Source organism: Bradyrhizobium sp. AZCC 1678 (genome assembly GCF_036924765.1).
In the GTDB taxonomy this organism is placed as follows: domain Bacteria; phylum Pseudomonadota; class Alphaproteobacteria; order Rhizobiales; family Xanthobacteraceae; genus Bradyrhizobium; species Bradyrhizobium algeriense.
The window spans coordinates 6,504,457-6,518,024 of record NZ_JAZHSE010000001.1; the positions used below are offsets into that span (position 1 = coordinate 6,504,457).

Annotated in this window: 6 protein-coding genes and 2 tRNA genes; 7 read left to right on the forward strand and 1 reads right to left on the reverse strand. The window is 57.5% G+C overall.

Annotated features, from left to right (window positions below):
- Nucleotides 1–413 precede the first annotated feature (413 nt).
- The 6 genes from V1294_RS31250 (at nucleotide 414) to V1294_RS31275 (ending at nucleotide 10,376) form a co-directional block, all read left to right on the forward strand.
- Nucleotides 414–578, forward strand: coding sequence for a hypothetical protein (locus V1294_RS31250; protein WP_334502613.1), 165 nt, complete (start codon nucleotides 414–416; stop codon nucleotides 576–578).
- Nucleotides 579–652: 74 nt separating this feature from the next.
- Nucleotides 653–729: transfer RNA gene (locus V1294_RS31255), tRNA-OTHER, on the forward strand.
- Between the two features lie 40 nt (nucleotides 730–769).
- Entirely contained in the window at nucleotides 770–5,056 is a 4,287-nt protein-coding gene (locus V1294_RS31260) for an NACHT domain-containing protein (protein ID WP_334502615.1), read from the forward strand.
- Between the two features lie 136 nt (nucleotides 5,057–5,192).
- On the forward strand, nucleotides 5,193–9,254 hold the full coding sequence (locus V1294_RS31265; RefSeq protein ID WP_334502617.1) for a P-loop NTPase: 4,062 nt from the start codon (nucleotides 5,193–5,195) through the stop codon (nucleotides 9,252–9,254).
- Nucleotides 9,255–9,256: 2 nt separating this feature from the next.
- Entirely contained in the window at nucleotides 9,257–9,421 is a 165-nt protein-coding gene (locus V1294_RS31270; RefSeq protein WP_334502618.1) for a hypothetical protein, read from the forward strand.
- 109 nt (nucleotides 9,422–9,530) lie between these two features.
- On the forward strand, nucleotides 9,531–10,376 hold the full coding sequence (locus V1294_RS31275; protein ID WP_334502620.1) for an RES family NAD+ phosphorylase: 846 nt from the start codon (nucleotides 9,531–9,533) through the stop codon (nucleotides 10,374–10,376).
- A 966-nt stretch (nucleotides 10,377–11,342) separates the two neighbouring features.
- On the opposite strand, the gene V1294_RS31280 is transcribed toward V1294_RS31275, so the two are convergent.
- A tRNA-Gln gene (locus V1294_RS31280) sits at nucleotides 11,343–11,417 on the reverse strand.
- A 278-nt stretch (nucleotides 11,418–11,695) separates the two neighbouring features.
- Here V1294_RS31280 and V1294_RS31285 point away from each other — a divergent pair.
- The gene (locus V1294_RS31285) at nucleotides 11,696–13,480 is read left to right on the forward strand and encodes an acyl-CoA dehydrogenase (protein WP_334502621.1); all 1,785 of its coding nucleotides are present in this window, start codon (nucleotides 11,696–11,698) and stop codon (nucleotides 13,478–13,480) included.
- Nucleotides 13,481–13,568 lie beyond the last annotated feature (88 nt).

The following is a 13,568-nucleotide window of genomic DNA, read 5'->3' on the forward strand; positions in this document are numbered from 1 at the left end:
GTTAGAAACCTTATCAGTCTGCGAACTGACTCCGTTTTGCGACCAAACCTTATCATTTGGCGAACTGACTCCATTTCGCATAATTCCTTATCAGTCTGCAGACCCACGCAGTAACTCACCGGAGTCTTCGGCAGTGTCCGATTCATTCGGAGCCAGGGGTGTCTTCTCAGCACGGCCGAGATAATGTTGCCTGCGACTTCGAGCAAATCTGCTGCGGGTGGCTGGGTCGAGCGCTTGAGAAAACCAACAAGCCGCAGCCTACCGACAGGATCTTCCCCAAGTCGCACCATGCGATGTTCAATAAGATCCTGGTCGAGCTTGGTTGAAGCACGACCAGGAGGGACGTCCGCGCACGCTCTACAGCCTGCGCCACACCTACATTTGCTTCCCTGATGGAGGGTGCCGACATCTACATGCTGACCACGAACTGCCGCACCAGTGCTGAGATGATCGAGAATTACCATACCGCTCACTTGAAGGGCGTGCTGGATGCCAGCTCTAATAGTGTCAGGAAGACGAAGCCGCCGAAGAAGGAAGTGGCGGAAATCCGCCGAGGCGAGCTCGAAACCCCGCGCTAGGTTGCCCAAACCATGTGCGAAAACTGTTGGATTCTCTTGGCCTTAGGCGAATTGCGCCGTATAGATGGGCCGATGCGGGCGTGGCGGAATTGGTAAGAAAATCCGTGGGGCCGCAAGGCCTGTGCCGGTTCGAGTCCGGCCGCCCGCACCAGCTTAAGGGGTGAAGTCGATTGGGAGTGAAGCAATCAACGATGAAGCGGTTGTTTGCCTTGTCAGGCAACCGTTGTGCATTTCCAGATTGCCCTACCCGATTATCTGCTGAAGGCGGCACAGAGTTCGTGGCAGAAATCTGCCATATCGAAGCTGATAACTCGACAGGCGCCCGCTACAATCCGGCCCAATCAGACGAAGAGCGGCATGGTTTCTCAAATCTCATTCTTATGTGTGGCACGCACCACACTAAGATCGATGGCGATGAGAAAACTTACACGATAGCCAAGCTCAGAGAATGGAAACACACGGCTGAACTAGCAGCTCTCGAAGGCTATATAAGCGGCGCTACGGCGGACATTCCTGCGGCAATCGTAGCCGCAATTATTGCCGAGCTTGCCAAGCGAACTTCGATCGAGACCGCGCCGGATGTCGATGAACTCTCTACAATCGCCCTGGCAGAAGCCGCCGCAGACATCGCAACGTTTCGTCGCGGAGCACGGTGGCCAGTTCACCCTGTTGGGCTAGCGCTTCGCGTCGCCGGACAAGATTCAGCTCGTCCGTCGTTCGCGATAGACTCCCTCGCGGACATAATCTCAAGGTTCAGCGAAGTCACCGTAGTAGCGAACCCAGGGACCGGAAAGACTACAACCCTCATCCAATTGACCGAAGCGGCGATCAGAGAGAAGCAGTCCGTCGCCGTTTACATTCCCCTAAATGAACTTACACATGGCTTGGGTCCGCTGTTCAAGACTGTGGCCGAACGCCCCTCATTTCAGAAAACGACAGCGACCCACCTGGAAACTCTGGCCAGAGCCGGAAAACTCATTCTCGTCTTAGACGGATGGAATGAGCTTTCCGAAACTGCGCGCCACGCGGTGAAGGTTCAACTTACGCAGTTGCGGCGCAATTTTCCTGATTTGAATATTGTTGCTAGCACCCGCCAGCAAGCTGTGTTCCCGCCCTTGGATGGGCCGATCGTTGAAATTCAGCCACTTAGCCAAGATCAACAGCTAGAGATCGCGCGAGCCTTAAAAGGCACAGAGGGGGCTCAAATTGTTGATCACGCCCTACGAACTCCCGGCTTACGTGAGTTAGTAGAGATACCGCTCTATCTGACAGCTCTGGTTTCCTTTAGCACCGACGGCAAATTGCCGACGACCAAAGAAGAGGTTCTTCGTCTTTTCATTGCCCAGCACGAGAACGACCAAGAGACGGCAGAGGCCCTGCGCGCAATCTTTCATGACGAGGTGATGCGCCAACTGTCAAACGGTGCAACTGAGCAAGGCACCACGTCTTTAACTGAGGAGGACGCCCGGGCTATTGTTGTGCGCACGCACAAGCAGCTCGTCGCACAACAACAGCTTCATCAGCCGGCAGATCCCCAAAAGGTACTGGGCTTACTCGTCACGCATCATATTTTGATACGTCTGGGCACCGAGCCGCAACAATATGAGTTTCAGCACCAGCAATTTCAAGAATTCTACGCGTCTTCTTTTGTCGAGAAGACAATGCTTGCGTCAGCATCAGGTGACACCGCGGCAACGACCTCACTAAGGCAGTCGATTCTAGATCAACGCCATTGGGAAGAAGCAATCCTTTTTGCGTGCGAGCGACTGTCTCGGTCAGCGCAGGCAAGCGCTGTTGCAAAGGTGATTTCGTTGGCTCTCGCGGTTGATCCAATGCTCTCCGCCGAAATGATTTATCGATCCAATGACACAGTCTGGCGAGAGGCATCCGGATTTGTTCAAGCTTTCGTTCAGAGCTGGCATCGTCCGGGGCACGTTGATCGTGCCGTAAAATTCATGCTCAACACTGGAAAACCGGAGTTTGCTGACCTCATTTGGCCGCTGCTGCTAAGCTCCGATGATCAAGTTAGCCTCCGTGCCCTCAGCACGGTACGCCGAATTCGCCCAGGTGTCTTGGGTGCTAATGTAGACCGACGGTTTGCCGAGGTGGACGAAAATGTTCGATTGAGGGTCATATCCGAATTTGTGTTTCGGGGGGACATTCAAACAATTGAACTCGCAGCAAGCTTGGCAAAACTTGATGCAAGTGATTCCGTTCGAGGATCGGTCGCTGAGGGGCTAGCCTTTAGGAGAGCGGACGCTCTGCTAACCGATTTGCTTCAAACGTCGGGCCCTGCGGTTTGGCGAAAGCTTGCAAAGGACGGATACGATCGCGAAATCGCGGACCCAGCCATTCGCGAGCGGCTTAAGGCGGAACGTGAGGAGATGGACGCCGAATCTACCGATGATATCGCGCACCTCTACTCCCTTATTCAAAAAGATGCTCAGCCTACCGAAATCCAAACGGCGTTAGAAGCGCTCGATTTTGCCAGCAAGGACGATCGTTCCCCACATCTACTTTACGAAATTCGCCAGAAATATCCCGCTGCGATCCCAGACGCTTGTCGCACCTGGCTGAAAGCTGGGAAACAGCTTCCGCTCCACATCGACGAGCACCTCAATGGAGCATCACCGCGATCAGATACAGCTGTTCTAGCCATTGCGATTGCTGATGGCACGGATAGATCGTCTCTAGTGGCGGCCGCCTTGTGCGATACGGGGGAAGTGGCAACCCTTCTGGATATAGCAAGCAAGAAGCGCGAGGCACTCGTCGGTCAGTCATACTCTACGCATCGCGTCCTCTATGATGAGATTCGGGTATTCGAGCAACGTATTGCCAATACCCAAGCCGAGGCCTTTGTCGGCGCTTTGCTCGCCTTGCCGCAAACGTCCGACCCGAGCGAGATCAACTTCTTCGCGGACCTGATTGGGAGTCATGGAAAGTACGGCTCGCAAAGTGGCTCGCTTGTGCTGCCCGAACCTCAACATGAGAGATTGGCGGCGCTACTCAGCTCCTGGGCTACGGCTCTTGTTAATGATCCGCGATCAACACGAGCTCAGTTGGCCGAACTGGCTATCGCCATTTGTCGAACGCCATCCCCAAGCTTGTCTAAGAGCATAAAGCTCATGCTGGATGAAGACATCCGGCGGAAGACGTCCGGAGAAGATCGCGGAACGATCTGGAGCAACTGGTATGCAAAAGCACTCGTAACGATCGCTGACGACGCGGTGATAGAGATGCTTGTCGGATATCTCGACAACGAGGAATTCGGCGCGGAAGCTGCCCGCAGCCTCAAGGCCATTTTTGACCGACGCGAGGGACGGCAGACGACCGATCGACCGATAAGAGGTTGGCCGGATTATTCTGGTGTTGCAGAAGCACGATCACGTCGAGGCACTGAAATTGTAGAGAGCGCCTGCGCATCTCCCATTATGGCCGCAATAGAGCGCATTTGCCAGAACGGTCAAACTGACGCCGAAAGGCGCAGAGCGCTTGAAATGAGTGTGGTTGTTCTCAGTGTGCCTTATGCAGATCGAGAACAGACCATCGAAAAGGTCGTCAATCTTCCCTTGCCAGTAGCAGCAAAGCAGAACTTGTTCTGCGCGATGGCGATAGACGGCCAAATCCTGCCGGTCGGCCTGGTCCGCGCCGGCATCGACGCATGGATTGAAAGTACTAAGACGCAAAGTTGGAAACTACACGACAACAACCATTGGGAAATTGAACGTTGGCTGGCGCTTCTTGCGTTCACGGATAATCCGCTAAGCGTCGTTGCGGCCCTTCAAGAAATAGGAGCCCTATACCAATATCCCCATCAGTTGGAAGGCGTTGTTGCGGCGTTTGGGAACGCGCCGGGCCAGCAGGGAGAAGAAGCGCTGATCCGACTGGCCAGGGAATGCCCTTGGATCGCCAGCGAACATACGTTCGTAGGCGCCTTCCTCCGTCTCAACAATGGAAGCGCTCTGTTTTCGATGCTGGATTTGGTGAAGGACGGAACGTTTGGAAAGGCCCGGGGCGGCATAGATAGGCGAGATATTGTGCTCAAGGTGGCGAGCCAACTGCAGGGCTCCCCTACTGTCCTAGCCGAAGCGAAAGCGCGCTATCTTGGTGACCAGAGCGACAAGCTTCTGGAATTAGCTCTCGCGGAGGTTGGTGGACCTGACGTCGTCGTTTCAATTGTCCGCGCCTATGCACAACGAAGGCAACCATTTGATGCCATGCTGGCCCATGCGATACGGGAAGCCGCGACGCAGCGGCAGCCGTCGAGCACTTGGTCTGGCGCCTACGCGCTTCATCCCCAGCCCTTGATAGAGCTTCGCAAAGAGCTCTATGGCCTCCTTGGTGGGCCCAGCGAGGAATTGGGACGGAAAGGACTTGTGGCAATTGATCGGCTTCGCGATGAGTACGGCGTCTCAGATTGCGAACCGCGCCATCCAGACATACAGGCCGGCGGTAGCTGGCCACGCGTCAGCGGCTGACCCACGAATCAAGCCCCCGATCGATCTGGAGAGCCATAGCGGACGGCTTACAAATAACTACGCATTTACAACATCTTAAACGGCGCTACAGAAGCGCAGATTGATTTTTTCTCAAACACATTGTATGTGTATGAGAATGAATACGCAGAAGGCGCGCACCTCTAAGCAGTCAGCCAAATACGCCAGGTTCGGGCAGCTTCTCGCGCGGCTTCGCATGGCCGCCCGCATCGAACGGCAGGCGGATTTCGCCAACATGCTCGAGGCTACGCAGCAGACCGTGAGCCGCTGGGAAGCAGGGCTTTCGCGTCCGCGCGAAAGCCAGATTCCTCAAATCGCGACGGCTTTGGGTGTCGAGCCCGACGAGCTCTTGGAAGCTGCCGGGTACTCGGTCCCGACCGTCGTTGCGAGCTTTGACAAACCATTTCCTGTCGACGCCCTCTCCCCGGAAACGTTTGAGCGCCTGTGCGCGTATCTCGTGCAGCGGATGCATCCCGACGCGGAGATCCACCTTGCAGGCGGCCGCGGTCATACGCAGGACGGCACCGATGTGCTGATGACCCTTCCGGACGGGACCAAATACTCTTTCCAGTGCAAGCGCACCGAGGAGTTCGGCCCACAGAAGGTACACGCAGCAATCGCCAAGCATACCATCAAGGCCAATAAGAAGATTCTCGTGCTTAGCCGCGTGGCGAGCCCGCAGACGCGTGAAGCGCTTACCATGCATAAGGGCTGGGCGCTGTGGGATAAGGATGACCTGTCTCTGAAAATCAGAGCCTTGGACAAGGTCGACCAACTTGCCCTGGTTGACACCTTCTTTGCAGGCCGCCGATTTGAGCTTCTCGGAATCAGTGAGGAAGGCGTTTGGGAAACTAGCGCCGAGTTCTTTGCGGCGTTTCAGAGCGAGACAGCCCTGTTCAACCACACCTGGAAGCTGGTGGGACGAACTGAACCGCTTCAAGAGCTCGTCAACTATCTTGACGAAGACAAGACCCGGATCGTCTTCCTGATCGGATCAGGTGGAAGCGGCAAGTCTCGCGTATTGAAGGATGCCATCGAGACCTACGAAGCCTCTCACAAGGGGACGCGTGTAAGATTTCTTGCGCGCACCGCTGAAGCTACGAAGCGTAGCCTAGAAGAGCTCGGCGAAACGCCCTCGCTCCTCGTCGTGGACGATGCCCATGACCGTAGCGACCTCCCTATCCTATTCCAGCATGCGGCGACCACAGACCACACCAAACTTGTTTTAGCGCTAAGGCCGTACGGTCTCGATCATCTTAAGGCCCAGGCGAGCAACTACTCGCTCATCGAAATGGTACGCGACGTCAAACTGGCTTCTCTGTCCAAGACAGACGCCGAGACGCTGGCCAAGCAGGTCTTGAAGAAGGAGAACGGGCCGTTAGAGGCGGCAAAGGACATCGCAAACCTCACTTACGACTGCCCGCTAGCTACCGTGGTCGGCGCGCAAATCGTAGCCCGAGACAAGAAGCAGTTTGACCTGGCTAAAAATGAGGATGCCTTCCGTTCTACCCTCTTCGGCAGGTTCGAAAATGTCATTGCCGGCGAGTTGGGACAAAAGTCAGACGGCGAGCCCATCAAGAAGCTGCTTGGCGCCATCTCTCTCTTCCAGCCCTTCTATTTGGATGATCCGCAGTTGCTTAAGCTCATCCAAGAGCTTGAAGGCATTGCGCCCCACGATACCAGCAGGCTCTTCAAACTGTTGATTGATGCCGGCGTCTTGTTCAAGCGCGGCGCAAAATATCGCCTGTCGCCCGACGTCCTTGCCGACTACGTGATCGAGGCCGCCTGCGTCGGCGTTGGGCGTCAGTCCACTGGATATGCCGAGACGGCTTTTGACCTTGCTGGAGATAGGCTAGCCGACAACTTGCTTCTCAACCTGGGAAAACTGGACTGGCGGCTCTCCAATGGCGACGCGAGCAACAGCGACCTTCTGAATGGCGTTTGGCGTAAGCTCAAGCCACGCTCGGACTATCAGGACCCGCATATTCGCGCGGTTGAGGGGGTGGCCTATTATCAGCCGCTCCGCGCAATCGAGTTCGGCGAAGCCCTCATCAGGCGGGGCGAGTTCACGTCCCAGCTCTCCACATTATTCAAGTACGCGGCCTTCAACCTCTCATATTTGGAGCGCGCGTGTTCGGCGCTTTGGGAGTTGGGGAAGGATGACAGGCGCGAATTACACTCGCACCCCAATCATCCGATTCGCACATTGGCAGAGCTTTGCGAAGTCGCTCCGAATAAGCCACTCATTTTCAACGAGAAGATCGTGGAATTCGCTCTGCAGCTCGCGGACGACCCGACGGCATGGAACGCACATTACACCCCCCTCGATGTTTTGAAGGCGATTTTTCAAACCGAGGGCCACACGACTGAAAGCAAAAATCACACGGTCACTTTCAAGCCGTTCACCGTGGCCGCCAAGGCGGTAGCTTCCCTCAGAAAGCGAGCAGTCACGACCACGATCGCTCTTTTGGGAAGTCCAAATATTCGGGTAGCGACAAAGGCTGCGGAGGCGCTCGGTCACGCACTGCATTATCCGAGAGGCATGTTCAACGCCAAGGTCGATAAATCGCTTTACGATGAGTGGACTGCAATCTTCTGCGAGACCATGGGAGAGATTGAGCGAGCCGTACGTTCGCATGCGTATGACCCCCTCGTCCTGGTGGGCCTTGTTAAAGCGATCTCATGGCATGACCAGTACAGCAACACAGCAACCTCTAAGCCGGCCAAGAAGCTGAAGAAACTCCTTACAGCTTCGCTGGACTACCGCGTCTTCGCGACCCTAAGCGATGGATACGGCATGGAGTTCCGCAGGTTCAACCCAAAAACCCACGAAGCCGAATGGGATAAATATCTCAAGTCGCTTGCTTCTGAACTCATCGCAAAGTTTGCCCTCGGAGAGGATCTAAGGCAATTCATCGCCGAGCAACTGGAGCACATTCGGGCTGCAAACCCCAACGCGTCGGCCTCCCCTCATGTTCTATACGGCGCTTTGCTAAGGGCATCTCCGACGTTGCCTGAGGCTACCATCGCCGAAGCGCTCCAAAATCCAGTATCCCCGACCGCACGCTTTGTAGGAGATGCGTTGCTCACATTGTGGCTCAAGGATGTGAGTGCTGGGCGAAGCAAGATGCAGCAGCTGTTAAGGTGTTCCAATCCGGATCTGCATGCGAGCGTCGGCAGAGCAATCCAGGGCATAAGCCTCGCTCAGCGCGCCTATGGCCCTGAGGAGGCTGATGCGCTTGAGCAACTCTTGTCGTCCGAACACGAATGGACCGTTTACTCCGGCATCCATGCGCTGCGTTCGCTCTCACGGGCGAACGCCGAGGACGCATTGCGACTCGCTCGCCGAACGAACGTGGGCGCAACGCCACGGCTGGCAGATGAGCTTCTCTGCCTCTTTGGCTTCGGCGAGGAGTTACCCTTCCATCTTCTGAGCGAGGCAGACGTCAAGCTGTTCTTCGACAAGCTCATGGCCATTCCTAAGCTTGATGGGCATTGGACTGAAGTGTTTCTGTCCAATGCGTCCAAGAGTTTTCCGGATCTGACGCTGGACTTCCTTATCGCCCGGATTGAAAAGGCAGTCTCGACCAATTCCTGGAACTATCGACCGACTAACCATGGTCCTTATGTTCATGTCCCGCTCAAGCTTCGCGAGGCACCTAATTATGGCGCGCTGCTTGCCAAGACGGTGCAGTGGATTAGCAATGCCCGCTACGAAAAGGACCAGCGCGTTCTTTTCAATTATCGAGCCCGTGAGCTGTTCGAGGCCGCGTTTGGCGAGTTCGATGAAGAGGTAGTCGCATTTCTCGCGCGATGGTCAGAAACTGCGGATGAAGCAGGCTTCAAGATCATGTCGAATCTTCTCGAAGAGGCTCCCCATACCTTTGTTTTCACGCATAAGGACTTTGTCTTCAAACTGATGAGCAGGGCAAAGCGCGTTGGCGATAAAGCTCTCGAATACGTCGGCTCCGCTCTATTTTCGGCATCCGTAGGCGGCATGAGGCAGGGTACGGCAGGCGAACCGTTCCCGCGAGACGTAGAAACAAAGGAGAGCGCCGAGCAGATCTTGGCGACGCTCTCGAAATTTTCGCCTGTGTATGAGCTCTACGATAGCCTCCTAAAAAACGCGCAAGGCGAGATCGCGCGCTCCCTGCGCGAGCGCGAAGAATTCGAGGATTAGCCATGGAGCGCTTCGAGCTCACGGTTGTTGCCCAGGGTTCACAATCCGTTTGGGTGGCCGTCTTGGTCGTGGCGCTCATCTGCACCACTGTCATTGCCGTCGTGGCCTCGTTTGCGGCGGCCAAGCTTTGGCAAGGGCATCCCGAGCCTCGCAAGAAGCGTCGCTAGGCCCGCGCGTCCAGTCTTTACCATCGACGAGATAAGGCTGCAGCTTACTATGCCTGACGCAAACCTACCCCCGACTGTGCCCCCTAGCATCACTCGTCGATTTCCGCCGTTGCCCATTGATGAGCTGGTTGCTTTGATCCGGAGTTATCCCAACTGCGACGTTTCGAGCAAAAAGGCGATCATTTCCAGACTGGTCGGGGTTCATCCAACGCTTAACCTCGAATGGGGGCCAGGCTGGCGCTTTAGGCGTGCCCGGAAGCTGCGTGCGGATGAACGTCCCGATCATGTGGATGGGCTGATTTGGCGCAAAGATGTTTCGGCTGCACTTGGCCGTGCGAACCCGGCCGGATATCAGGTTCTCTATGTCGCGGATCGTATCGACACAGCACTTCTGGAAACGCACATAACGGACGACCCGGCTGTTATCTCCGAGTTCTCGGTCCAGCAAGGCCGCACTGTGCGCATCGCTTCCATAGGCGAGCTCATGCAAATTCAGCGCACCGGCCGGGGCTTCCTCTCGGGGGATTCTTCCGAAGCGTTGAGCTCAATGCTGAACGCTTGCGAGCCAAACGAAGCAAAGTCGCTCATTATCACAGATGCATTCTTGCACGAGTGCCTCACCTCGCATGATGACTATGACATCTCGTCCCACGTCGCCCTATGCGTGTTTGAAAAGAACCAGCAAGTGTCAGTGATCGCGTACAGCAGTCGTCAGCACGCCGGAGCGCTGTGCTTCGTGGTTAGGGTGGACGATTTTTGGAAGAACTGGTGCCTCGTTGCCGTCCGTCACATCCAAGCTCAGCACCTCGCTTGCGGCATGTATAGACTTAGAGAGCCCACGTGGGTGGACGGGATATTCACCGACGGTAGGTTGCGATGGAGTGATCAAAGGCTAGCCGAGAACGAGCGAGCAGAATTGCGGCCACCATTCACTCCAGAGCCCATCTCTTCATAGGCGGAGCATGCGAATTACTGGTTTCCGTCTCTAATCGAAATTCTTCTTGGCCACGTCGGTGAACCGACCGGGCTCTACGCGCAAGCGCGCCGTGCCATTTGTCTCGGCCTTCGGTGACGATCCTTGCGTGAGGGGCTACCGACCGAGCCCGGCTCCAACGCTAACGATGTCTCGACAGTCAGCAGCCTATTGGGACATTCGCCTGTCTAACGGCCGCCTGTTCCGGCCATTGATCCAAGGACGAAAAAGGCACTCTTCGCTTCTTGACCAGCAAATGCGCGTTCTGGCGCGATCCTATTGCGTCTCGAGGCCCATCTGCCGTTGCCCGCCTGACCCCAGTGCACGGCAAGAGGACAGGAAAAGTAGGCCCGAGGCGCGTCAGGGCAAGGCATCCAACTGTATCCCTGAAGCGAGCCTTCGGCCGGCCCCTCCGTCGCGCCGCCGCTGTCTCCTCGTTCCTTGAAGTTTCCCGTCTGGCCCTGATTGGCGCAACGAATGCAAATTCATGACTAAAGCCTGGGCCAAACGACAGGCCCAGGTCGGCGCCATGAGCGCGACGAATGTTTCGTGTCCCCCACTTACAAGGTGCGGCGCTACTCAATTATCGCACAAGCGGCGCCGGCAGCTTGCAGATGAGGAACAGCATGCATGCCTCGAGATTTCCAACTCAAGACTGATAAGCAAACTCTCAAAACCTATCCAGTCTCAGACTGATAAGCTTTTGCTCGAAACCTTATCAGTGCCGAAAATCGACTGCCGCCTTCGGGCGGCAGTCGTGATCGAACCAGTCTCCGCCGATAGTCTCCGCAAAATGGGAATATCTGCGGACACGGCCGGAGATTTTCGCCGATTTCCACCTCAGGTTCGGCAAGCGGGAGCCCAGAGACGAAAGCGAATGCGCAGAAAGCCGGGATTTCCGGCCCATTCTGACGTCTCTTCGGAAACCTGGCTATACCCGGGAATGGGTGGCTGGGGCGGGAGGGATCGAACCTCCGAATGGCGGAATCAAAATCCGCTGCCTTACCGCTTGGCTACGCCCCAACAGTCCGGGCCGGAACACGGGATCGACCAGCGCGACCTGTTCCGGCACCGCCGGTCTATAGAGGGAGCAACGCTATTTCAACAGGCTGCGGGGCCGAATTTCACCCCAAAATCGGGCCCCGTCGATCTACCCTTATATAAAGGGTCATTGCTTTGGGTGCGCCGGGCCGGTTTTCCCGCCCCCGGGCGGGGCGAATACCGCCCAGCGGAGAGTTGAGAGAACCCCGGTTTCGTGGGAAGACGGCGGCAGCCATTAGCCAAAAAGCGAGATTATCGTCATGACTTACCGCGCGCCGATCTCCGACATCCTGCTCGCGCTCAACCACGGCGCAGGCCTGCAGGCGGCCGTGAAGGCCGGTCATTACGGCGATTTCGACAGCGACATCACCGCGGCCGTGCTGGAGGAAGCCGGCAAATTCGCCGGCGACGTGCTGGCGCCGCTGAACAAAGTGGGCGACGAACACGGCATCAAGCTCGCCGACGACAAGGTGACGACCGCGCCCGGCTGGCCGGATGCGTACCAGCGCTGGATCGCCGGCGGGTGGAACGCGGTGTCGGGCCCGGAAGCCTTTGGCGGCCAGGGCCTGCCGATGGCGATCAATGCCGCCTGCACCGAAATCTGGAGCGCGTCGAACATCGCGTTCGGCCTCTGCCCGCTGCTGACGCTCTCCGCCATCGAGGCGCTCGACGCCCATGGCAGCGAGGAGCTGAAGCAGATCTATCTGGAGAAACTCGTCTCCGGCGAATGGACCGGCACCATGCAGCTCACCGAGCCGCAGGCTGGCTCCGATGTCGGCGCGCTGCGTACCCGCGCCGAGCGCGCTGGTGATGGTACCTACCGCATCAAGGGCACCAAGATCTTCATCACCTATGGCGACCACGACATGACCGATAACATCGTGCATTTCGTTCTCGCCCGCCTGCCCGATGCGCCCGCGGGCACCAAGGGGATTTCGCTGTTCCTGATTCCGAAATTCATGGTCAACGCCGACGGCTCGCTGGGCGCGCGCAACGACATCTATCCGTCCGGCGTCGAGCACAAGCTCGGCATGCACGCCTCCCCCACCTGCACCATGACGATGGGCGATCACGGCGGCGCCGTCGGTTACCTGATCGGCGAGGAAAATCGCGGCATGCTCTGCATGTTCACGATGATGAACCAGGCCCGCCTCGGCGTCGGCCTCGAAGGCGTCGGCATTGCCGACCGCGCCTATCAGCAGGCGCTGGCCTTTGCGCAGGAGCGCAAGCAGGGCCGCGCCGTCGGCAAGAAGGGCGACGGGCTCGATCCGATCATCGTGCATCCCGACGTCAAGCGCATGCTGTTGCAGATGCGCAGCCTGACGGCCGCCGCCCGCTCGATCTGCTACGCCACGGCGGTGGCGCTCGACATTTCCACGCGCGCCACGGATGCCAGGGTGCGGGCCGACGCCGCCGCGCGCGGCGCGCTGCTGACGCCGATTGCAAAAGCCTTCTCCACCGACATCGGCAACGAGGTGACGTATCTCGGCGTGCAGATCCACGGCGGCATGGGTTTTATCGAGGAGACCGGCGCCGCGCAGCATTATCGCGACGCGCGCATCACCTCGATCTACGAGGGCACCAACGGCATTCAGTCGATCGACCTCGTCACGCGCAAACTCGCCGCGAACGGCGGCGCATCGGTCTGGGCCCTGCTCGATGAACTCAGCGGCATCGTCAAGCAGGTCGAGGCCACGAACGATCCCGCCTTCGGGACCACAGGCGCGAAACTGCGCGATGCACTCGGCTCGCTGGAGCGCGCCAGCAAGTGGCTGTTGGAACGCGTGGCGTCCGCGCCGAACGACGCGCTCGCCGGCGCCACGCCATATCTGCGCTTGTTCGGCTCGACGCTCGGCGGCTGCATGCTGGCCGGCGAAGCGCTGGCCGCGAAGGGCAACGGCGAAGCCGGCGGCGATCCGCAGCGCTACGTGACGGTGGCGCGGTTCTTTGCCGAGAACGTCACCGTGCAAGCGGGATCGCTGGAGAAGACGGTCACCGACAGCGCGGAAGCCGTGAACGGCGCGGATGCGGTGTTGCTGGGCTAAGCGACGCAGTCGCGTGAATGCGCATGCGTCGCAAAATGACACAGCAAGTTCCATGCTGCCCGCGTTGTATTGAAGCAACACTTTCAAA